General features: G+C 69.9%; 18 protein-coding genes. 4 read left to right on the top strand and 14 right to left on the bottom strand.

The window, feature by feature from the left end:
- The first annotated feature begins 8 nt into the window (after positions 1-8).
- Positions 9-1,379, top strand: coding sequence for a PQQ-binding-like beta-propeller repeat protein (locus OPU66_RS03605; RefSeq protein ID WP_498552243.1), 1,371 nt, complete (start codon positions 9-11; stop codon positions 1,377-1,379).
- 26 nt (positions 1,380-1,405) lie between these two features.
- On the opposite strand, the gene OPU66_RS03600 is transcribed toward OPU66_RS03605, so the two are convergent.
- Together OPU66_RS03600 and OPU66_RS03595 are read right to left on the bottom strand one after the other, a co-directional pair.
- Positions 1,406-1,756 (bottom strand): hypothetical protein, encoded by a 351-nt coding sequence (locus tag OPU66_RS03600; RefSeq protein WP_498552242.1) that lies wholly within the window; start codon positions 1,754-1,756, stop codon positions 1,406-1,408.
- 18 nt (positions 1,757-1,774) lie between these two features.
- Positions 1,775-3,436, bottom strand: a complete 1,662-nt coding sequence (locus OPU66_RS03595; RefSeq protein ID WP_498552241.1) for an alkaline phosphatase family protein — start codon at positions 3,434-3,436, stop codon at positions 1,775-1,777.
- Between the two features lie 129 nt (positions 3,437-3,565).
- Here OPU66_RS03595 and OPU66_RS03590 point away from each other — a divergent pair, with 129 nt between their 5' ends.
- A complete protein-coding gene (locus OPU66_RS03590) occupies positions 3,566-5,635 on the top strand; it encodes a protein-disulfide reductase DsbD family protein (protein ID WP_498552348.1) in 2,070 nt (689 codons plus the stop codon).
- Between the two features lie 17 nt (positions 5,636-5,652).
- Here OPU66_RS03590 and OPU66_RS03585 read toward each other — a convergent pair whose 3' ends face one another.
- The 7 genes from OPU66_RS03585 to OPU66_RS03555 all read right to left on the bottom strand — a co-directional run bounded on the left by OPU66_RS03585 (position 5,653) and on the right by OPU66_RS03555 (position 14,839).
- The gene (locus tag OPU66_RS03585) at positions 5,653-6,264 is read right to left on the bottom strand and encodes a hypothetical protein (protein ID WP_498552240.1); all 612 of its coding nucleotides are present in this window, start codon (positions 6,262-6,264) and stop codon (positions 5,653-5,655) included.
- Positions 6,251-7,906: an amidohydrolase gene (locus tag OPU66_RS03580; protein ID WP_498552239.1), complete on the bottom strand. Its 1,656-nt coding sequence runs from the start codon at positions 7,904-7,906 to the stop codon at positions 6,251-6,253. Before OPU66_RS03580 ends, OPU66_RS03585 begins: the two co-directional genes overlap by 14 nt.
- Positions 7,903-8,769, bottom strand: coding sequence for an NAD(P)-dependent oxidoreductase (locus tag OPU66_RS03575; RefSeq protein WP_498552238.1), 867 nt, complete (start codon positions 8,767-8,769; stop codon positions 7,903-7,905). Before OPU66_RS03575 ends, OPU66_RS03580 begins: the two co-directional genes overlap by 4 nt.
- Positions 8,770-8,823: 54 nt before the next feature.
- Positions 8,824-11,154, bottom strand: a complete 2,331-nt coding sequence (gene glf / locus OPU66_RS03570) for a UDP-galactopyranose mutase (protein ID WP_498552237.1) — start codon at positions 11,152-11,154, stop codon at positions 8,824-8,826.
- 393 nt (positions 11,155-11,547) lie between these two features.
- On the bottom strand, positions 11,548-13,497 hold the full coding sequence (gene ftsH, locus OPU66_RS03565; protein WP_498552236.1) for an ATP-dependent zinc metalloprotease FtsH: 1,950 nt from the start codon (positions 13,495-13,497) through the stop codon (positions 11,548-11,550).
- Between the two features lie 65 nt (positions 13,498-13,562).
- Complete coding sequence (tilS, locus tag OPU66_RS03560; RefSeq protein ID WP_498552235.1) at positions 13,563-14,513, bottom strand: tRNA lysidine(34) synthetase TilS; 951 nt, start codon at positions 14,511-14,513, stop codon at positions 13,563-13,565.
- Positions 14,514-14,626: 113 nt separating this feature from the next.
- Entirely contained in the window at positions 14,627-14,839 is a 213-nt protein-coding gene (locus OPU66_RS03555) for a hypothetical protein (protein WP_498552234.1), read from the bottom strand.
- A 166-nt stretch (positions 14,840-15,005) separates the two neighbouring features.
- Here OPU66_RS03555 and OPU66_RS03550 point away from each other — a divergent pair, with 166 nt between their 5' ends.
- The gene (locus OPU66_RS03550; protein WP_498552233.1) at positions 15,006-15,179 is read left to right on the top strand and encodes a hypothetical protein; all 174 of its coding nucleotides are present in this window, start codon (positions 15,006-15,008) and stop codon (positions 15,177-15,179) included.
- Between the two features lie 24 nt (positions 15,180-15,203).
- On the opposite strand, the gene OPU66_RS03545 is transcribed toward OPU66_RS03550, so the two are convergent.
- The 4 genes from OPU66_RS03545 to OPU66_RS03530 form a co-directional block, all read right to left on the bottom strand.
- Positions 15,204-15,800 carry an MT-A70 family methyltransferase gene (locus OPU66_RS03545; RefSeq protein ID WP_498552232.1) on the bottom strand — a complete coding sequence of 199 codons (597 nt, stop codon included), beginning with the start codon at positions 15,798-15,800 and terminating at the stop codon, positions 15,204-15,206.
- A 72-nt stretch (positions 15,801-15,872) separates the two neighbouring features.
- The gene (locus tag OPU66_RS03540; RefSeq protein ID WP_498552231.1) at positions 15,873-16,784 is read right to left on the bottom strand and encodes a tol-pal system YbgF family protein; all 912 of its coding nucleotides are present in this window, start codon (positions 16,782-16,784) and stop codon (positions 15,873-15,875) included.
- 160 nt (positions 16,785-16,944) lie between these two features.
- Positions 16,945-18,093: an alpha-hydroxy acid oxidase gene (locus OPU66_RS03535; RefSeq protein ID WP_498552230.1), complete on the bottom strand. Its 1,149-nt coding sequence runs from the start codon at positions 18,091-18,093 to the stop codon at positions 16,945-16,947.
- A complete protein-coding gene (locus OPU66_RS03530; protein ID WP_498552229.1) occupies positions 18,093-19,538 on the bottom strand; it encodes a hypothetical protein in 1,446 nt (481 codons plus the stop codon). The genes OPU66_RS03535 and OPU66_RS03530 overlap by 1 nt, the downstream gene beginning before the upstream one ends.
- A gap of 104 nt (positions 19,539-19,642) precedes the next feature.
- On the opposite strand from OPU66_RS03530, the gene OPU66_RS03525 reads away from it, so the two are divergent.
- Positions 19,643-20,644, top strand: coding sequence for a D-alanine--D-alanine ligase family protein (locus tag OPU66_RS03525; protein WP_498552228.1), 1,002 nt, complete (start codon positions 19,643-19,645; stop codon positions 20,642-20,644).
- Positions 20,645-20,864: 220 nt separating this feature from the next.
- Here OPU66_RS03525 and OPU66_RS03520 read toward each other — a convergent pair.
- The coding region (locus tag OPU66_RS03520) for a LytTR family DNA-binding domain-containing protein (protein ID WP_498552227.1) at positions 20,865-21,251 on the bottom strand (387 nt) is incomplete at its 5' end.

Below are 21,251 nucleotides of genomic sequence, written 5' to 3'. Positions count from 1 at the left end.
CTTCCGCAATGATCCGCCCTTATTCCCGACCCCTGATCCTTGCCCTTGCCATCGCGCTGGCCGGCTGCGGCACGTTCAAACAGGCCAAGCCCAAGACGCCGGTTATCGGCAACCGGGTGCCGATCCTGGTTTCGGAAACCAATGCCGATGTCGATCCGGGGCTGGCGTCGGTCGACGTGCTGCTGCCCGTGCAGATCGTCAATGACAGCTGGACGCAGGCCGGCGGCAATGCCGCCAAGTCGATGGGGCATCTCGGGCTGGGCGCGACGCCGAAGCGCGTCTGGGATGCGCGCGTCAATGCGGGCTATAAAAAGCGTTCGCGGCTGGCGGCGGCCCCGGTGGTGGCCGGTAGACGGCTGTTCATCGTCGATGCGTTGGCGCGGCTGCACGCCTTCAACGCCGACACCGGCGCCAAGCTGTGGACGGTGTTCGTCGGCGATGAAAAGGATTCAAAGGGCGGCATCGGCTTCTGGAGCGGCGAGGCGACCGGGGTCAGCGGCGCGCTGTTCGGCGGCGGGGTGAGCGCCGAGGGCGACCGCGTCTATGCCACCAACGGGCTGGGCGATGTCGCCGCGTTCAACGCGGCCGATGGCAGCATGATCTGGAAAAAGCGCCCGGGCGGCCCGCTGCGCGGTGCGCCGACGCTGTTCGCCGGCAATCTGTTCGTCGTCAGCCAGGACAATCAGCTGTTCGCGCTGCGCCAGAGCGACGGCAATGTCGAATGGACCGACAGCGCGACGCTGGAAGTGTCGGGCGTGTTCGGCGTCGCCGCGCCGGCGGCCGGGCAGGGCACGGTGGTCGCCGGTTTCTCGTCGGGCGAACTTGACGCCTTCCGCTATGAAAATGGCCGGCCGCTGTGGCAGGATGCGCTGTCGCGGACCAGCATCTCGACCTCGGTCGCCACCTTGTCGGACATTGATGCGCCGCCAGTCGTCGATCAGGGCCGGGTGATCGCCATCGGGGCCGGCGGGCGCATGGTCTCGCTCGATCTGTTCACCGGCCAGCGGCTGTGGGAAATCAACGCCGCCGGCATTTCCATGCCCTGGGTGGCGGGCGAATGGGCGTTCGTCGTCACCGAGGATGCCCGGCTGCTCGCGGTCGCGCGGTCCAATGGCCGGGTGCGCTGGGCCACCCAGCTGCGCCGCTATCGCAATGAAAAGAAAAAGACCGGGGCCATTGGCTGGAAGGGCCCGATGCTCGCCGGCGGGCGGCTGGTGCTGATCAACAGCCGGGGCGAGATCGTGTCGGTCGATCCCGCGAACGGCCAGATCCAGTCGGTGATCGAAAAGGCCGGCAAGGGCTTTTCGCTGGCTCCGGTCGTCGCCAACAACATGCTGTTCCTGGTCGACGATCAGGGCCGCCTGACCGCCTGGCGCTGAGGCGCAGGCGCGGAAGACCGGGAAGGTCAGCCCGGATCGCTGTCGTTCCCGCCGGCGTCGGGGGCCGGCGCGACCGGTTGAGCGCCCCCCGCTTCAGGGGCATCGCCGGGTGCCGCCCCCTTATCGCTTGAGTTGACGGCTGCCGGGCCGGCGGGCCGGGCGGTCTCGCCCGGCTGATCCACCGTCAGATCGGCCTCCATCTGCGTCTCGGCTGCGCGCAGTGCCGCATCGACGGTGTCGACCGCGGCATTGGCGGTCGCCGCGACCGCGGCCGATCCGTCCGCCTCTGCCGTCTCATTGCCCGTGCCGCCCGCACAGCCGGCGAGCGCCAGCAGCGCGGGAATGGCGCACAGCGCGCGGGGCAGTCGGGACATCATACAGGCTCCATCGGCGGCTTATCTGACGGCGCAGCTGTCGGCGTCGCCCGCATCAAGGTCAAGGCAGCGGCCGTCAATCTCCGCCCGGTCAACCGGCAGGCGCAGCAGTGCGGCGAGCGTCGGCATGATGTCCACCGTCTCCACGCCCAGCGGCTGTTCGAACGGCTGCACGCCGGGCCACCAGAACAGGATCGGCACGCGCCGGTCATAATCCCAGAAGCTGCCATGGGTGGCGACATAGCCGCCGCGCGGATCGGCAATCGGCGTCACGCGCGGCTTGAGCGCCACGATCAGATCGCCCGACCGGCCCGGAAAATAGGAGGCGCGCGCCCGCGCGGCGAGCGACCAGGTCTCGGGCGGGCCTTCGGGCTGCGGCATCGCCCCCAATTCGGTGCCGGTGAACACCGCCTCGACCAGCGGGCTTTGCCGCACCAGCTCGGCGGCGCGGCGGATCACGGCGGCGCGGCGGCGCGCCGGCACGTCGCGGTGGACATAAAGGTCGCCGCCCTGCGCGATCAGCGCCGGGCCGGCGAGCTTCAGCTCGCGGCGGATCGCGGCATCAATGGCCTTGGGGTCGAAACGCTGGTCGACGCGCTGCGCGTCGGGGGCAGCGTGGCGGACATTGCGTTCGGGCAGGTCATGCCCGCCATGATCGGCGGTCAGCACCGCGACATAGCGGACGCCGCTGGCATCGAGCGCGGCGAACAGCCGCCCCAGCTCGCGGTCGAGCGCCATCAGCGTCAGGCATTGTTCGCTCCCTGCCGTGCCATAGGTGTGGCCGACATAATCGGGGGCCGAGGCGCTGAGCGCCAGCAGATCGGGGGCAGGGCCGCGCCCCAGCTTGAGCGAGTCGAACAAGGCGAGCGCGAGATCGACGGTCGCGGCATCGCTTTCGGGCGAGGCGCGGAAGGCGCGGGTGTCGCCCGCCGCCCGTGCGAAGCGGCCATCGCCCACGGTCTTGCCGCCGCCGATCGGCACCGCGCGGGCGCGGGTGTCGCACGGGGCGATCAGCTCCATCGCCGGGCGCGGCGCGGCAAGCCGTGCGGCCACGCTCGCGCGCACCGCCGCCACCGCCGGATCGGCGGTTTGGCCGGCGGGGCCGACATAGTCGCGGCCATTCCACCACCACATCTGGTCGGCGCGGTGGCCGCCCAGCATCACCGCCGCGCGGTCCTTGGTCGACACCGACACTACCCGGCTGGCGGGGTTGGCGGCCTTCATCCGGTCGCCGAGCGTCGGCACCTTCAGATGGACGGGCGAGACGGTGTAATTGGACGAACTGCTGCCCGCGACATTTTCGTCCTCGGCGCAATAGACGGTCTTGTCCGCGCGCGCGATCGACTGGTCCAGCCAGTCATTGGCGATGATGCCGCTGCGCGCCGGGCGGGCACCGGTCAGGATCGTCGAATGGCCGGGGCAGGTCTCGGTCGCGGCGTGCGACTGATAGCCGGAGGGAAAGACGACGCCCTGCGACAGCCGCTTCAGCCCGCCACTGAAATATTGGCGGTATTCCGCGAACAGGTCGGCCGAAAATTGGTCGACGGCGATGGTGACGACCAGATCGGGGGCGGCCGGCCGGGTGGCTGCGGGGGCGGGCGCGGGGGGCGGCGTCTGGGCAAGCGCCTGGGCCGATGCGCCCGCCAGCAACAGCGCGGGCAGCAGAGCGAGGGTGCGGATCACGGAACAGAATCTCCTTGGGCCATGGGGCCGGGTGCGGATAGGGGATGGCGCATGGCCGCTGAACCGACAAGCTCCTCCGTCCGCTGCGCCGGTTACGGCCTGCCTTATGCCGTTTTTCATGGCGCGGTGATGACGCTGCTCATGGTGCTGGCCTTGATCTGGTCAGCGGCTCCCGCCCGCGCGCAAGGCCCGGCGGGGGCCGCGGGGGCCGCCGCGCATATCCGCCCGACGCTGATCGCCGAAACGCCCGCGCCCGCGCCGGGCCAGACCATCGATCTGGCGCTGCTGATGCAGCCCGATGCCGGCTGGCACGGCTATTGGGCCAATCCCGGCGATGCCGGGGTGCCGCTCGCCGCGCGCTGGACGCTGCCGGCGGGCGCGCGGGTCGGTGCCTTCGCCTATCCGGTGCCCGAAAAGCTGCTGATCGCCGGGCTGATGAACTATGTGTTCGAACGCGATTATGCGCTGATCCTGCCCTTCACCGTGCCGGCAGATGCGCGGCGCGGCGATCGGCTGCGGATCGCCGCCGAACTCGACTGGCTGGCCTGCACCGATCAGGTCTGCGTGCCCGAACGCGGGCGCGTCAATCTTGTCTTGACGGTCGGCACGGGCGCAGCCGATCCGGCGCAGACGGCGCGGTTCGATGGCTGGCGGCGGGCGCTGCCCCGGCCGCTCGGCGCGCCGGTGCGCGCGGCGCGGGCGGGCAATGTCATCCGCCTTGCCGTGCCGCTGCCCGCCGGGATCGCGCTCGACCGGCCCTATGTGTTTCCGCTGACCGAGCGGCTGATCGACCATGCCCGGCCGCAATCGTTCAGCCGCAGCGGCGATACGCTGATCGTCGAGCTGCCCGCCGCTGCGGCGGGCGCGCAGCCGCTGGCAGGGGTGCTGCGTGTCGATGACCGCACCGCGCTGGCGTTCACGGCGGTGGCGGGGCCGGTGCCGCCGCCCGGCACGCCGGTCGTGACCGGCGACGATGGTGCTGGTGCGGGCGACGGGCTGGGCGGGGGCGCGCTCGGCCTGATCGCCGCGCTCGGCGCGGCCATTCTGGGCGGGCTGATCCTCAACATCATGCCGTGCGTGTTCCCGATCCTGAGCCTCAAGGCGCTCGGCCTTGCCCGGGGCGGGATCGACGAAGCGGTCGCCCGGCGCGAGGCGCTGGCCTATTCGGCGGGCGTGATCCTGACCTGTGTGGCGCTCGGCGGGCTGCTGCTCGCGCTGCGTGCCGGGGGCGCGTCGGTCGGCTGGGCGTTCCAGCTTCAGGATCCGCGCGTGATCGCGCTGCTGCTGCTGCTGGTCGTCGCCATCGCCTTCAACCTCGCCGGGCTGTTCGAACTGGCGAGCATCGGCGCGGGGGATGCGCTTGCCCATCGCGGCGGGACGGCGGGGGCGTTCTGGACCGGCGCACTGGCGGCGTTCGTCGCCACGCCCTGCACCGGGCCGTTCATGGCCGCTGCCCTTGGCGCGGCGCTCGTCCTGCCGGTGATGGCGGCGCTGGCGATCTTTGCCGGGCTGGGGCTGGGGCTGGCGCTGCCGTTCCTCGCCATCGGGTTCGTGCCCGCGCTGCGCCGCCGCCTGCCGCGTCCGGGCGCGTGGATGACGACGCTGCGCCGCATTCTCGCGGTGCCGATGTTTGCAACCGCACTTGGGCTCGCGTGGATCCTGGGCCGGCAGGCGGGGGGCGACGGCATGGCGCTGGGGCTGGCGGCGGCGCTGCTGCTTGGCCTTGGCCTGTGGTGGCTGGGCGTGCGGCAGGCGGGCGGACGGCGCATCTGGCCGGCGCTGCCGGTGCTGCTGGCGGCCCTCGCGCTGACTGTCACCGTCCGGCCCGCAACCGGCGCGGCGGCACCGGCGGCCAGCGGCGCGTTTGCCGTCCGGCCGTTCAGCGACGCGGCGCTCGCCAGCGCGCGCGCATCGGGACGGCCGGTCTTTGTCTATTTCACCGCCGACTGGTGCATCACCTGCAAGGTCAATGAGCGCGCCGCCATCGACCGGGCAGACACCGCCCGCGCCTTTGCCAAGGCGGGGATCGAGGTGCTGGTCGGCGACTGGACCAATGGCGATCCGGCGATCGGCCGCTTTCTTGCGGCGCGCGGGCGTTCGGGGGTGCCGCTCTACCTGTTCTACCGCCCCGGCGCGGCTGAGCCCGAGGAACTGCCCCAGCTGCTGACCCCGGCGATGCTGACCGCGCTGGCGGGTTAAGCGCAGGAGAAGGCGCGTCAGGCGGGCGGCGCGGCGGGATCCTCGGGCAGCGGCGATGCGGCGGGGGCGGCCGGGGGCTGTGCGGGGCCAAGGCACGCCTCGCGCACCCGCCTGACCGACACGCCGCCGGGCAGCGTCAGCTGTTCGCCCGCGCCGCCGATCAGCAGGATCTGCGCCTGCGGGGCGGCCATTGCCGCGAACAGCGGATCACCGGCCGTCAGCCGGGCCTGCACCCGCGCGGTGCCGGCCGGGCGGGCGGGCATGTTGCGTTCCACATCGCCGGCGCGCAGCGTCAGCACATCGCCGTCGCCGGCGCGTTCGACGACGATCTGGCCGCGCGGCCGGTCACAGCTGAGCGCGAGCAGCGGCGCTTCGCCGGCCGCGCCGAACGAGGCGGTGGCCCCGCTCACGCTCCAGGCCGGGGGCGGGCCGCCCACCTCTGCCGGCGCGTCGGCGTCGACCAGCTCGGGTTCCGGGTTCACCCGCACCTCGCCCGCGCGCTGCTCGCGTTCCTGCGGCTTGATGTCGGTGCAGCCGCCAAGCGCCGCCATCTCGGCGATCAGGCCGGCGATCAGGCCGGCAGGCAGAAGGCCGGCGCAGCGCCGGGCAGGGGCATTATTTCGCGGCATGGACCCTTTCTCCCCCGATCCAGGTTTCCAGCACGCGGGTCGCGCGCAGCTCGGCCATGGTCGATTGCAGCGGATCGGTGTCGAGGATCAGGAAATCGGCGCGATAGCCGGGAGCGAGCCGCCCGATCCGGTCCTCGGCAAAGCCCGCATAGGCAGCCCCGGTGGTGAAGCCGGCCAGCGCCGCCTCGCGCGACACGCGTTCCTGCGGCTGCCAGCCGCCCAGCGGTTCGCCGTCGGCATCCTCGCGGCTGATCGCCGCCGCCAGCCCGGCAAAGGGATTGGGATGTTCAACCGGCATGTCGGAGCCAAAGGCGATCGGCGTGCCCTGACGGCGCATCGATTCCCATGCATAGGCACCGTTCAGCCGCGCCGGGCCCAGCCGCGCTTCGGCCATCATCCGGTCGGACGTCTGGTGAACCGGCTGCATCGACGCGATGATGCCGTGCCGGGCAAAGCGCGGCAGATCGGTCGGATCGACGATCTGGGCATGTTCGATGCGCCAGCGCCGGTCGCCCTTGAAGGTTTCGGACAGCTCCTCGATCGCGCCCAGCACCTGATCATTGGCGCGGTCGCCAATCGCATGGGTGGCGACCTGAAACCCGTCCATCGCCGCGCGCACCATCAGGTTGCGCAGCCGCGCATCGCTGAGCAGGCCCAGCCCGGTCTGGTGATGATCGTCGGCATAGGGGGCCTTGAGCCACGCTCCGCGCGAGCCGAGCGCGCCATCGGCATAAAGCTTCATGCCGACCATGCGCAGCCGATCATCATAGAGCCACGGCGTCGGCCCGGCCCCGGCAACGGCGAGCAGCGGATCGAGCCCCGCCGAATAGCTGATGATGCGGACCTTGAGCACCCCGGCATCGCCGGCGCGGCGGAACACATTCCAGTCATCGGTGGTGCTGCCCATATCGGCGACTGCGGTCACGCCATTGGCGATCAGGATCGCCTGCGCCTTGGACAGAGCGATGTCGCGTTCGCGCGGCAGCGGGGCGGGGATGGCGCGTTCGATCAGCTCGCGCGCGGCGTCGACGAACACGCCATTTTCGATGCGCCCGCCCGCCGGGGCCTTGGTGTCGGCGGTGACGCCCGCGGCCTTGATCGCCGCGCTGTTCGCCCAGCCGGCATGGCCGTCGACGCGGACCAGCCAGACCGGCCGGTCGGCCACCGCCTGATCAAGATCGGCATTGGTCGGAAACCGGCCCAGCCCCCATTTTTCCTGATTCCAGCCGGTGCCGATGATCCATGCCCGGTCGCTGTTGGCGGCGGCATAGGCGGCGATCATCGCCTTGGCCTCGTCGAGCGAGCGCGCCTCGGTCAGGTCGAGCTGGATCGCCTTGAACCCCAGCTCCATCACATGGCCATGCGCGTCGATCAGGCCGGGGATCAGCGTGCGGCCCTGCCCGTCATGGCGGAAATCCAGCTTTTCCGGGCGCTTGTCGCGCGCCTTGAGCAGGCTGACGACGCGGCCATCCTTGCCGATCACCAGCCCGGTAAAGCGTTCGACCTGACCGCCTGCGCCGATGGTCATGCCATTGACATTGTCGATCAGCCCGTCGGCGCGGGCGGGGGTGGCGGCAAGCATGAGCGGCGCGAGCATCAGCGCGGCTGCCATCCGGGCGGCGCGCGTCCGGCGGGTGATCATCGGGGCAATCTCCTGACAAGGGCGCTGGTGTCCTCGCGGCCACCGCCCAGCGCCTGCACTTCGGCATAGAATTGATCGACCAGCGCGGCGACCGGCAGCGTCGCGCCGTTGGTGCGCGCCTCTTCGATGGCAAGGCCCAGATCCTTGCGCATCCAGTCGACCGCGAACCCGAAATCGAACCGGTCCTCGGCCATTGAATGCCAGCGGTTGAGCATCTGCCAGCTCGCGGCCGCGCCGCCCGAAATCGCCTCGAACACCCGGTCGGTATCCAGCTCGGCGCGCTGGGCGAAGCGCAGCGCCTCGCTCAGCCCCTGAACGACGCCGGCAATCGCGATCTGGTTGACCATCTTGGTCGTCTGCCCGGCACCCGCCGGCCCGACATGGGTGATGCGCGCGGCATAGGCGGCGATCAGCGGCTCGGCCGCGCGCACCGCATCCTCGCGCCCGCCGCACATCACCGACAGCGTGCCGGCTTCGGCGCCCGCCTGTCCGCCCGATACCGGCGCGTCGACGCACAGCAGATCGCGCCCGCGCCCCTCGACCGCGAGCTGGCGGGCGATGCGGGCCGACACGGTGGTGTGATCGATGAACAGCGCGCCCGCGCGCATCGCCCGGAACGCGCCGTCGCGGCCCAGCGTGACATCGGCCAGATCATCGTCATTGCCGACACAGGTGATGACGGCGTCGGCGTCCCGCGCCGCCTCGGCCGGGCTTGCCGCCTGCACGCCGCCATGGGCGCTGACCCAGGCCTCGGCCTTGGCCGGCGACCGGTTGAACACGGCAAGTTCATGCCCCGCTGCGGCCAGATGCCGGGCCATCGGCCCGCCCATCACGCCCAGCCCGATAAATGCGATGCGTGCCATGCCCGCTGCCTAGAGCAGCGGGCCGGGAAGCGAAAGCCTTGGTGTGCGCCCGGCCTATTCGGCCGGGGTCACTGCATCGCGGTGCGGGGGCGCGGCGGCGGAACCCGCAGGCGTGCGGTCGGACCCGGTGAACATGACCGGTCGCTCGCCGGCGGTGGCGGCAACCGGCTTGCGATCGGCGCGCGCACCGCGCGGAGCCTCGGCCAGCCGGCGATAGGCCGCCAGCGCCTGTCCGACCACCTGATCCATGTTGTAATAGCGATAGGTGGCCAGCCGGCCGACAAACACCACGCCCGGTTCGGCCAGTGCCAGCGCCTCATAGCGTTTGAACAGCGCCTGATTTTCCGGCCGCGGGATGGGGTAATAGGGATCGCCACTGGCCGAGGGATATTCATAGCTGATGCTGGTCACGGGCGCGGCCTGGCCGGTCAGATGCTTGTATTCGGTGATCCGCGTATAGGGAGTGTCGGCGGCGGGATAGTTGACCACGCCCACGCCCTGCACCCATTCGCGGTCATGCGTCTCGTGCCGGAACTCCAGCGAGCGATAGGGCAGGCGGCCATGGCGATAGCCGAAATATTCGTCGATCGGCCCGGTGAACACCAGCAGATCGAAATCGACGGCCTCCCGGATGTCCGCGAAATCCACGCCCAGCCTCACCTCGATCCTAGGATGGCTGAGCATCCGTTCGAACATGCGGGTATAGCCGTGACGCGGCATCGCCTGATGCCGGTCGGTGAAATAGCGATCGTCGGTGCTGGTGCGGGTGGGCACCCGCGCGGTCACCGATTTGTCCAGCTCGGACGGGTCGATGCCCCATTGCTTGGCGGTATAGTCCCTGAAAAAGGTTTCGTAGAGTTCGCGCCCGACCCGCGCCACGACCATGTCGGCGGCGTTGCGGATGTCGGCCACCGGCTCCGCCCGGGCGGCCAGAAACGCCTCGGCATCCGCGTCGCTTTCCAGACCCGCGCCATAAAGGAGGTTGAGCGTCGTGCGGTTGATCGGCATCGGCACCAGCTGCGCGCCGACCGCTGCGAGCACCCGGTGCTCATAGGGCCGCCATTCGGTGAAGCGCGACAGATAGGCGAACACATCGTCGCTGTTGGTGTGGAAGATGTGCGGGCCATATTGATGGATCAGGATGCCGGCGTCGTCGGTGCGGTCATAGGCATTGCCCGCGACATGCGGACGCCGGTCGATCACCAGCACGCGCTTGCCGCCATCGGCGGCCAGGCGTTCCGCCATCACCGCCCCGGCAAAGCCCGCGCCGACCACCAGCACATCGTAATGCGGCCGCTGCGCGCCAGCACGGCGGGCCTTCCCGGCGCGGGCCGCATCCTCGATCCGGGCAGCGATCGCCGACGCCGTTGCATCCCATGACATCGTCGCCAGCAGCCGGTCGACAGGTGCCAGCCAGTCGCCTTCGCCCCGGCCCAGTGCCAGCTGCGCGGCGCATGCGGCGACGAACGCATCCGCATCACCAGCGATGGCAACACCGTCCAGATCGCCATAATGGCGCACGACATCGGCAATCGGCGTCGACACCACCGGGCGCCCGGCAGCCAGATATTCGGGGGTCTTGGTCGGGCTGATGAACCGGGTTGCCGCGTTGATCGCAAACGGCATCAGCGCCACGTCCCAGCCCGACAGATAGGCAGGCAGATCGGCATAGGCGCGCGCACCCAGCCAGACGATGTTCGGTCGGCGCGGCAGCAGGGCAGGGTCGATCTTCGCCACCGGGCCGATCATCACCAATGTCCAGTCCGGCCGCGCCGCGGCCACCGCATCGATCAGCGCCAGATCCAGCCGCTCGTCGATCACCCCGTAAAAGCCGAGCCGCGGCCCGGGCAGGCAGGCCTGATCCGCCGGCTCGGCCCCGGCCAGGCGGGCAGCGCCGAAATGGGCGCGGTCGACGCTGGAGGGAAAGGGATGGACATTGGCGTTCCGCCCCCGCTTCGCCTCGTAGAGGCTGTAGCCGCCGGTCGTCACCAGATCGGCGCGGTCGAGCAGTTCGGCCTCCAGATCGAGCAGCCCGTCGGGCGCGAAGTCGAAATTGGCCAGTTCGTCCATGCAGTCATAGACGGTCGCATCCGGCGCCAGATGCCGCGAAAAACCCAGCATCATCGGCGTGTAATAGCAGCACACCAGCTGGCCATGGCGGGCCTGCGGGCGACCGCCCAACCCTTCGGCGGCGACGAGTTCGTCGAGCAGCCGGCGCAGCTGTGCCTCATGGACATGGCCGGGGTCGGCCGGGTCGAGATGCGGCACCAGCACCGTGACCCCGCTGTCCGGGCAGCGGGTGCGGCCAAGCCATGGCGCACCGGCCGCATCCATGATCGCTTCTTCCCAGAAAAACACGCGGTAGCGCGCGGCAAGGCGTGTCATCAGCTGTTGCGGGCGCTGAAAGACAAAGTTCCAGCGAAGATGTGAAAAGCAAATCAGCATCCGGTCGGGCGCGCGGCGCGCATCTTCGGCGGACGAGACAAGATAAGGGGAATTGTTCACGGTCCCGCTGCTCCCTGGTCATGACGGATCACATGGCAGCATCCGCCAGGATGGGGATGCGCGCGTCACTCATCTGATCGCAGACAGGAAATCCGCGAGGGCACATCTTTGTTCCGGTCCCCGCGCAGCGCGAGGGTTCGGGGGGGCTTAGGGGCCGCAAGCGGAGACCGCGCGCGGTTCCGGGCCGGGCCACTGCGGCCGCCCGGATGAAAAAAAGGGGCGCGGTGCCGGGTCCGGCAGCCGCGCCCCTGATCGGGACCATCTGGGTCTGGCTCAGGCCCCTTGCGGGGCGGGATCGCCGAACGGACCCGGCTTTTTCGGGCGGGTGCGCGGGATCGAGCTGCCCGCGACGGCTGCGGCCGGGCGGTTCTTGTCGCCCTCGCCTCGGCCGATATCCTCGCCCTTGATCGCGCGCTTGGCCTCTTCGCCGGTCAGCGTCTCATATTCGAGCAGCGCCTCGGCCAGCTTATGCAGTTCATCGAGATTGTCGGTGAGCACCTGGCGCGCGCGGCCCTCGGCTTCCTCGATGAAGCGGCGCACTTCCTGATCGATCAGCCGGGCGGTTTCTTCCGACACATTCTGCGACCGGGCGACCGAATGGCCGAGGAACACCTCGTCCTGATTGTCGCGGTAGCGCAGCCAGCCGAGCTTTTCGCTCATGCCATATTCCATGACCATCGACCGGGCCATGTCGGTCGCCTGCTGGATATCGTTCGACGCCCCGGTGTTGAGCGCGTCGGCGCCATAGATCAGCTGTTCGGCGATGCGCCCGCCAAAGCACAGGGCAAGCCGCGCCTTCATCTGGTTCATCGACATCGAATAACGGTCGCGCTCGGGCAGGTTCCAGGTCACGCCCAGCGCGCGGCCGCGCGGGATGATCGTCACCTTGTGCAGTGGATCGCAGCCGGGAACGTGGAGCGAAACGAGCGCATGGCCCGCCTCGTGATAGGCGGTGGCGCGCTTTTCATCCTCGGTCATCACCATGGACTTGCGCTCGGCGCCCATCATGACCTTGTCCTTGGCCTCTTCAAACTCGCGCATCGCCACCAGCCGCTTGCCCTTGCGGGCGGCGAGCAGCGCGGCCTCGTTGACGAGATTGGCAAGGTCGGCACCCGAAAAGCCCGGCGTGCCGCGCGCGATGGTGCGGCTGTCGACATCGGGGGCCAGCGGCACCTTCTTCATGTGCACCGACAGGATCTTCTCGCGGCCCTCGATATCGGGGCGCGGGACGACGACCTGGCGGTCGAACCGGCCCGGCCGCAGCAGCGCCGGGTCGAGCACGTCGGGGCGGTTGGTGGCGGCGATGATGATGATGCCTTCATTGGCCTCAAAGCCGTCCATTTCGACCAGCAGCTGGTTGAGCGTCTGTTCGCGCTCGTCATTGCCGTTGCCGAGGCCCGCGCCGCGATGGCGGCCGACCGCGTCGATTTCGTCGATGAACACGATGCACGGCGCGTTCTTCTTGGCCTGTTCGAACATGTCGCGGACGCGGCTCGCGCCCACGCCGACGAACATTTCGACAAAGTCGGACCCCGAAATGGTGAAGAAGGGCACATTGGCCTCACCCGCGATCGCGCGGGCGAGCAGCGTCTTGCCGGTGCCGGGCGAGCCGACGAGCAGCGCGCCCTTCGGGATCTTGCCGCCCAGCCGGGCAAAGCGGGTCGGGTCCTTCAGGAAGTCGACGATTTCCTGCAGCTCCTCGCGCGCCTCGTCGATGCCGGCGACATCGTCGAACGTCACCCGGCCATGCTTTTCGGTCAGCAGCTTGGCCTTGGACTTGCCAAAGCCCATCGCGCCCGAACCGGCATTTTTCTGCATCTGGCGGATGACGAAAAACGCAACGCCGAGGATCAGCAGGAAGGGCAGCGACTGGTAGATCAGGATCATCCAGAAGCTCGGTTCCTCGCGCGGCTTGGCGGAGAATTTCACGCCCTTGGCGATCAGCCGGTCGATCAGCCGGGGATCATCGGGGGCCTGGGTGCGGAACGCGCTGTCATTGGTCAGCGTGCCCGACACGATATTGTCGGCGATCGAGACTTCCTTGACCGAGCCGTCCTCGACGCGTTGCAGGAACTCCGAATAGGCAATGCCCTCGCCGCCCGCGACGCGGGTGCGGCTGTCGAACAATTGCACGAACAGCACCAGCGCAAGCACGACGCCGAGCCAGATCATCAGGCTCTTCATCCAGGGGTTGGTGCCGTCGGGTTGGTTCTTGTCGTTCATCGGGACGAGACTCGAGCAAAGGCGCGGACGCCAAGGGGTTCCGTGCCAAGATAGGATGAGACGGGTTAAGTAACAATGGCAGGTGGTGGGGCAGGCGGTGGGGCGGCCGGCGGGGCTTTTGTCGTGGCCCGGCGCGGCGGCGCGGGCACGAACCGCCAGACCGGGCCGGGCAGCGCCTTGACGCCGCCCAGCGTGGCCGGCCGTCCGGCCTCGAGCGCGGCGATCAGCCGGGCAAGGCGCGGCCCGTCCGCCGAGGTGCCGAACCCGTCCAGCAGGCGCAGCACCAGCCGCCGCACCAGCTCCGCCGGCAGGCCGCGCGGATCGAGCGTGTCGCCCGCGATCCGGTCCGCTGCCAGCTGCGTCGCCGCCCAGTCGAGCGCCGCCTCGGCCTCGGCCAGAATCGCCGCGCTGTGCGCCAGCCGCGCCGGATCGAGCAATGGCGTCGCCGCGATCAGCCGGCGGGCATGGGTGCGGTCGAACCGGGGATCGTCGTTCGACGGATCGGCGGCAGGCACGATCCCGGCGGCATCGACCACCGCGCGCAGCTCCGCCCGCCGCCAGCCGAGCACCGGGCGAATGAGGGTGATGCCGGGGGCAAGCGGGCGCTGGCGGCGGACCCCGGCCAGCCCGGCCAGCCCGGCCCCGCGCGCCAGCCGCATCAGCAGCGTTTCCGCCTGATCATCGGCATGATGGGCGGTGGCAACATGGCTGAGGCCCGCATCCGCCGCCCAGCCGGCAAGCGCATGGTAGCGTGCCGCGCGCGCGCCGGCCTGCACCGATCCGGTGACCTGCACCCGCAGCACATCATGCGCGACGCCCAGTTGCGCGCAGATCTGGCCGACCATCCGGGCCTCCGCCACCGCCTCGGCGCGCAGGCCATGATCGACGGTTGCGGCATAGACCCGGCCCGGCCGCTCGCCCGCCGCCAGCAGCAGCAGCGCCAGCGAATCCGGCCCGCCGGATACGGCAATGCCGATCCGCGCGTCTTCGGCGATGTCGGACAGGATGGGGCGCATGATCGCCCGGTCTAGAGCGAATCACCCTTGGGGGAAATGCGCCTTTCCCGCCAAGGGCACGCCATTCCGGTCTGGCTGCCGACCCGGCGGAGGAATGCCGGGCCGGTCGGCGCTCAGTGCACGGTGCCGTCAGTTTCGGCGGCGGCCAGGAACAGCACCAGCCGCTCGACCTGACGCCAGCGGCAGAAATCGATCACATTGCCCAGATCGCGGCTGCGATCGGCGCGCGCGGCGGCCTCGAATCCGGCATCGTCGCCGAACCGTGCCAGAAGATCGGTGGCGGCGGCCAGCGTCGCCCGATCGGCCACATAGAGCATCTGCTCCATGCATCACTCCCCTTAAGTCCGCCAAGCATGATCCAAGTCGCGTGCCAGAAACGGGATTTTCGCCTGTGCGGCGGCTTGCAGAGGTCAATGGCGCGTTGACCAAGTGCCAGCGGGGGACAGATGGAGCGGCTGGCGTATCGTGGCGGGACATGGCATGGGCCGGCGCGTGGCTGAACCCAAATCCCCCCGCGCCGCTGGCTGCCTGTTTGCGATCCTGCCTCTGGGCGGGGCGATTGCCCTTGGTCTTGCCGGTCAGCCGGTGATCGGCCTGCTCGCCGGGACCGGGCTGGCGGCGGTGCTCGCCACCCTGTTCTGGCTGGTCGACCGCCGCCGCGCCTGAGCGGGCGGGTCAGGGAGCGGCGGGTCAGGGGGCGGCGGGGCTGCCGTCCGGCCCGAATTTGCCCACTTCGTCGCCCCACAGGTCCCAGCCGGGGCGCAGCGTGCGCGCGAACATCTCCAGCCGGCTCGCCTCGGGATAAAGCCGCTCGATCGCCTCGGCGACGGCATCGGGCTTCTGGCTATGGGCGCGGCGCGGGGCGAGGATGACGTTCGACACCGCCTCGTCGGCCAGCTTCATCGGCCGGCCCTTGGCGACCCGGCTGGCGGCGATCACATATTCGGCGGTCGGCTTGACGATCGACGGGCGCACCCCCTGCGCGCGGATCGGGCCGCCATCCTTGCGCGCCTTCACCCAGACAAAGGCGATGCCCCGGAAATGCAGCTGCCATGCGGCAAGGCACGCCATGGCGACGTCGAGCCGGGGCGAGGTCGCCCACAGGAACAGCACGCCGCGTTCGGCCAGCAGATCGGGGATGGGCAGGCGGACAATCGCCTCGTCGGGCGCGGTCGCGTAGAACTTTGCCGCCGCACCCCATTTGTTCTGCTGGCCGTAATAGGACCAGGGCGGATCGGCCAGGATCACGTCATATTGCCGGTCGGGCAGATCGCGCCACCGCGTCATCGGCGATGCCCGGCCGCCGCTTGTGTGTCCGCCATGCCGCGTCTCTCCTCCCTTGCGGATGGCCGCACCCGCTCAGCGGCAGCGCGCGGCCTTGCGTCCCTTGTCGAACTGCGCCTTTTGCGCGGCGGTCAGGCTGCGGCCATAGACGCTGTCCAGCTCCAGATAGACCTTGCAGGCATCAGCGGGCTTTTTGAGCTGCACCAGCGCTTCGCCGAGCGCCAACAGGCTGTCGGTCGCGCGCGCGCCTTTCGGGAATTTCTGGTAATTTTCGTAAAAGGCGACGGCGGCCAGCGCGATCTTGCCATCGTCCATATACAGCCGGCCGAGCAGGTTCTGCGCATAGGAGGCGCGGCGGTGTTCGGGATGCTTCTCGACCACCTTTTTCAGCTCGGTCTCGGCGGCGGCATAGTCCTTGGCCTGCCACAGGCGGAACCCGTGAATATAGCTGTCCTCGGCATCGTCGCCGGTGCGCGGGCGCAGCACGGCGGTTGCCGCCGTGTCGGTGGTGACGGTGCGCGCGGGCGCAGGCGTCGGGGCCGGCGACGGAGCGGGGGCCGGGGCGGCTGTCGCCGGGCGCGGAGCGGGCGCTGCCACCGTGTCGCCGGTCGCCTCCGTCGCGGCCGGTGTCGCTGCCGCTGCGGCAGCTGCTTCGATCCTGGCCAGCCGCTCTTCCAGCTGGCCGAGGCGGAAGGCGTTCTGCTCGCTCTGCCCGGTCACCGTGCGCAGCGCCGCTTCGAGCGCATCGACCCGCGCGGTCAGATCGGCGAGCGGCGGCGTCGCCGGGGTGCCGCCGGGGCTGGCCTGCGGGGCCGCAACGGTCATTTCCGGTTCGACCGGCGCGCCGGCCGGAAACACCTTGCGCTGCACGGCGCGCAGTTCCTTTTCGATCTTCGTCACCCGGCCGGTCAGATCGGGGGCGGCGACTTGTGCAGTGGCGGGCAAGGCGACGCTCAGCAGCAGAAAGGCAAAAAACGGTTTGGACATGGTGGTTCCTGAACGGGCCGGGATCGGACGAATGGACGGTTCCTGTCTCTAGCCGCCCCGCGTCGCGGCTCAACCCCTGTCATGCGCGGCGTCATGCCCGGCGGGCCGGTGCGGGGGCGAGGGGTGCCGCGCGCGCGACGGGGCGCGGGATCGTCCGGCCTCAGCGCCAGCGCAGATTGTGCCGGCCGAGCGCCGACAGGTCCCGCACGCCCATCAGCTTCATCCCCCGTTCGATCTCGTCGCGCAGCTTGCCGAGCGCGCGGGCGACCCCGGCCTCGCCGGCGGCGGCCAGCGCATAGAGATAGAGCCGCCCGCCCGAACAGGCGGTCGCGCCGACCGACATCGCCTTCAGCACATGGCTGCCGCGCCTGACGCCGCCATCCAGGATGATTTCGATCTGCCCGCCGACCGCATCGACGATCTCGGCCAGCTGGTCGAACGGGGCGCGGCTGCCGTCGAGCTGGCGGCCGCCATGGTTGGACACCATGATCGCCGTCGCCCCGATATCGACTGCGCGGCGCGCGTCTTCGACCGACATCACCCCTTTCAGGCAGAACGGCCCACCCCATTCGGCGCGGATCGCCTCGGCCGCTTTCCAGTCCATCGACTGGTCGAGCATGGTGCTGAAATAATCGGCGACCGACAATGCGACGGTCGAGCCCTCGCGCACATGGGTGGCAAGGTTGGGCAGCGAAAACGGCTCGCGCAGCAGATAGTCGAGCGTCCAGCGCGGATGCGCGGCAAAGCTGAACGCCGAACGCGCGGTCAGGCGCGGCGGCGAGGTGAAGCCGGTGCGCAGGCAGCGTTCGCGATTGCCGCCGACAATGGTGTCGACGGTCAGCGCGATGGCGTCGAACCCGGCCTCGCGGCAGCGCGCGATCATCGACCGGTTCAGCCCCCGGTCCTTATGGACATAAAGCTGGAACATTTTGGGGCTGCTGACCAGCCGGCCGACCTCTTCGATGCTGACCGTCGCCAGGCTCGAAATCCCGAACCAGGTGTTGAACCGCGATGCGACGGCGGCGACCGCGCGTTCGCCCTGCCAGTGGAACAGCCGCTGCAGCGCGGTCGGCGACAGGAACAGCGGCAGGTCGATCCGCTTGCCCATCACCGTCACGCCCATATCGACCGTCTCGACCCCGGCGAGCACGCCCGGCACCAGATCGCAATCGGCAAAGGCCGCGGTGTTGCGCTGCCTCGTCAGTTCATCGTCGGCCGCGCCGTCGATGTAATGGAACACCGGCCCCGGCAGGCGGCGTCGCGCCAGTTCGCGGAAATCCTCGACATTGTGGCAGTCGGCAAGGCGCATCAGCCGGCAAGCTCCTCGATCGTGGTCGCGATCCTGTCCATATCAGCGGCCAGCCGGGCGGCGAGCATATCATCGTCCAGCGCGTCGAAGGCGACGACCTGCGGCATCGACAGCCCGAGGCGGAGCGTCGCGCCCCAGCGGCCATCCTCCAGCCGCACGCATTTGACCGGCTGGCCCAGCCGGATGCCGCGCCCGACCAGCGCGCGGTGGAGCGCGACCGCCGCGTCGAAATCGGGATGGCCGGCGCGGCGCGACAGATCGATGGTCGACAGTGTGCGCATTTCGATCGGATGGGCGTCACCCTCGGCGCGGTGGCCGGGCGGATAGGGGGCGACCCGCCGCCCGCCCAGCCGGTCGACCATCGCCGCGCGCACCGCGGCGTGAAAGGCCAGGATCACCCGCTCCACCCGGGCGAGCGGCAGGCGCTGGAACCGTTCCAGCTCGAACGCCGAAGCCTCGAGGCGCAGGGCCAGCCCGTCATTGCCGCTGTCGGGCAGGGCATCGGTCCCCGGCCAGCCCGCCGGCCATTCGGCGCGGCGGAAGATCGTCGCCAGCCCCATGGGCAGCGCCGGCGCGCGCGCGGCGATGCTCGGCGGCACGAGCGCGATGCCGCTGAACGGCGGGCCGCCCATGAACTTCGATCCGGTAATGAACAGGATGGCGTCGCGCGCCAGATAGGCGGCGATGGCGGGCGAGGTGATCCGCGCCTGACAGGCATCGACGACCAGCGTCATGCGCGCGCCATGCCGGGCGCGCAGATCGTCGATATCGTCGAGCAGCGGCAGGATCAGCCCGGTCTTGGAACCATGGACGACATGGACGAGCGCATGGGCATCCGGCTCCGCCTCGATCGCGGCGTCGATGCGGTCGCGGATCGCAGCGCTGGTATAGGCATGGCCCAGCGTGTCGCGCACCGGAATGTCGGTCAGGCTCACCCGCCCGCCCAGCCCGGCGACGGGCGCCGCCGGCACCGTGGCGATGCCAAGCGCGGTCTCGCCGGCGAAATAGCGGCCATGGGCGGAATGGATGCAGCCGCTGCCGACCTCGTCTGCACCCAGCAGAACATTGTGCAGCCGCGCCGCCCGGTCGGCGACACAGGCAAGGGCGACATATTCAAGATCGGTGCCCGAGGCGGCGAACACGATGCCGACATCGTCGCCCAGCCCGTAAGCGGCGCGGATGCGCTGCCTGAGCGCATCGAGCACCGCCGGATAGGGGCGGGGCGGCAGGGCGGCGACATGGGCAAAGGCCGCCGGCGAAATGTCGTTCGCGGTCGACGAGGCATAGGCCAGCACCGGCTGCGGCCAGGGGGCGGAATGATAGCGGTTGGCAAAGCCCGGCGGCGACAGGGTGATGCGGGCATCGCCGCCGCTGGCCATCAGCAGCGCAGCGGCGCGCCCGGCGGCGTCCAGCGCCGCAAAAGACGGGGCGTGGTCGGAGGTCATGGCGCTCCCTAAACCGGAGCTTGATCGCCCGCAAACCAGGCTTTTGGCCGGATCCTTTTTCATTGCCTTGGAGAATGGCGGCGGCGCGCTTATGTGGGCGCGCGATGACCGACATGATCCGTCCCACCGCCATTCCCGATGCGGCGCGCGAGCGCCTGCGGGTGATGTTCATCGCCAAACACGCCAAATGGGGCGGCGGCCTGCACCCCGAAGACGGCAATCACGCGCTCTACCATGTCGAGGTGCGCACGATCCTGGAGGGGCTGGGGCTCAACCTGCTGCTCGCCGACAGCTATGATGCGCTGTTTGCCAATCCGGGCGTCGATTTCGTGTTTCCGCTGCTCAACCGGGGCGGCTTTCTGAACTCGGAAATGCTGCTGCCGTTGCTGTGCACCCGGCTGGGCATCCCCTATCTGGGCGCATCGCCGATCCTGCGCGGCCTGTCCGACGACAAGCATCTGACCAAGCTTGCGGTGCGCGCGCGCGGCGTGCCGACCGCGCCCTGGGCGATCTTCCGGCGCGGCGCGCCGGTGACCGAGGCCGGCGTGCCGATGGCCGAGCGCATGGTGATCAAGCCCAATGCCTCGTCGGCAAGCTGGGGCGTGATGGACGCCCATGACTGGCCGGGCGTCGTCCGCGCGGTCGCCGAGATCCACGACATGGGCCATGACGCGATCCTTGAGCCGTTCCTCAACGGGTCGGATGTCGAGGTGCCGGTCATCACCATCGGCGATCCGGTGATCATGCCGATGATGCTGTTCGAACAGGCCGATCCCAGCCATTTGCGCACCTATTATGAGAAGCGCGATCTGGTCGACCGGGCGCAGAAATATCAGCTGGTCGATTTCGACGATGCCCGGCTGATGCCGCAGATCGCCGATTACACCCGCCGGATCATGGGCGAGTTCGTGCCGTTCGATTATGGCCGCTACGAGTTCCGCGTGAACCCGGAGACGGGGGAGATCAACTTCCTCGAGGTCAATCTCAACTGCAATTTGTGGTCGGAAAAGGTGTTCGGCCGGTCCGCCGTGCGGGCCGGGCTGACCCAGGCACAGCTGATCGAAACGATCCTCGCCGAATCGATGAAGCGCCACGGGCTGTTCTGAGCCAAGGGCAGACCCGGGTGCGGTGCCGGGAGGTTGTTATTGGGAAGAACGGCACCGGCCCGCACGCCCACCCGGCCTCATGGGCGGCAGGATACACTGTGGGAGGCCGGGTGGGGGTGTGGGCCGGTGCCGCCCCCGCGCCGCGAGGCGCGGCACAAACAACGCCGCCCCCGCGCCGGGGGGCGCGGCAAAGACAACACCCCCGCACCGCGAAAAACCCTCAGCCCTCCAGCCCGCGGGCGCGCAGGTCCGCCACCCGGTCGCGGCTGACGGGCACGATCAGGCCGTTGATCAGCCGCAGATTATGGTTGCGGCCATCGCGCTCGAGCCGGGCCATCGCGACATGGGCGACCCACCAGCTGCGATGGACGGCGGTGCCGCTGTCGGCGGGCAGTTCGCCCAGCGCATCGCGCATTCGGAGGAAGATCCGCGCTGTGCCGCGGTCGGTATAGACGCGCAGATAATGATCCTCGGCCTCGAGCGCGAGCACCATGCCGCGCACCCCCTCGGGCAGCCGGTCGACGAAATCGGGGCGCGGGGCGGGGGCGGGCGCGACCGGCGTGGGCGCAGCGGGGGGCGGGACGACCGCCAGCCGGGCAGGCTGCGG

It is taken from the genome of Sphingomonas sp. URJC2 (assembly GCF_059803575.1).
This window is presented reverse-complemented; position numbering and strand designations above follow the sequence as displayed.

Coding starts and splice junctions, on each gene's coding strand:
- OPU66_RS03540 (WP_498552231.1), bottom strand. CDS start 16,784: ATGTCCAAACCGTTTTTTGCCTTTCTGCTGCTGAGCGTCGCCTTGCCC.
- OPU66_RS03605 (WP_498552243.1), top strand. CDS start 9: ATGATCCGCCCTTATTCCCGACCCCTGATCCTTGCCCTTGCCATCGCG.
- tilS (WP_498552235.1), bottom strand. CDS start 14,513: ATGCGCCCCATCCTGTCCGACATCGCCGAAGACGCGCGGATCGGCATT.
- OPU66_RS03535 (WP_498552230.1), bottom strand. CDS start 18,093: ATGCGCCTTGCCGACTGCCACAATGTCGAGGATTTCCGCGAACTGGCG.
- OPU66_RS03590 (WP_498552348.1), top strand. CDS start 3,566: ATGACGCTGCTCATGGTGCTGGCCTTGATCTGGTCAGCGGCTCCCGCC.
- OPU66_RS03555 (WP_498552234.1), bottom strand. CDS start 14,839: ATGGAGCAGATGCTCTATGTGGCCGATCGGGCGACGCTGGCCGCCGCC.
- OPU66_RS03530 (WP_498552229.1), bottom strand. CDS start 19,538: ATGACCTCCGACCACGCCCCGTCTTTTGCGGCGCTGGACGCCGCCGGG.
- glf (WP_498552237.1), bottom strand. CDS start 11,154: ATGACACGCCTTGCCGCGCGCTACCGCGTGTTTTTCTGGGAAGAAGCG.
- OPU66_RS03580 (WP_498552239.1), bottom strand. CDS start 7,906: ATGATCACCCGCCGGACGCGCGCCGCCCGGATGGCAGCCGCGCTGATG.
- ftsH (WP_498552236.1), bottom strand. CDS start 13,497: ATGAACGACAAGAACCAACCCGACGGCACCAACCCCTGGATGAAGAGC.
- OPU66_RS03575 (WP_498552238.1), bottom strand. CDS start 8,769: ATGGCACGCATCGCATTTATCGGGCTGGGCGTGATGGGCGGGCCGATG.
- OPU66_RS03525 (WP_498552228.1), top strand. CDS start 19,643: ATGACCGACATGATCCGTCCCACCGCCATTCCCGATGCGGCGCGCGAG.
- OPU66_RS03600 (WP_498552242.1), bottom strand. CDS start 1,756: ATGATGTCCCGACTGCCCCGCGCGCTGTGCGCCATTCCCGCGCTGCTG.
- OPU66_RS03545 (WP_498552232.1), bottom strand. CDS start 15,800: ATGACGCGGTGGCGCGATCTGCCCGACCGGCAATATGACGTGATCCTG.
- OPU66_RS03585 (WP_498552240.1), bottom strand. CDS start 6,264: ATGCCGCGAAATAATGCCCCTGCCCGGCGCTGCGCCGGCCTTCTGCCT.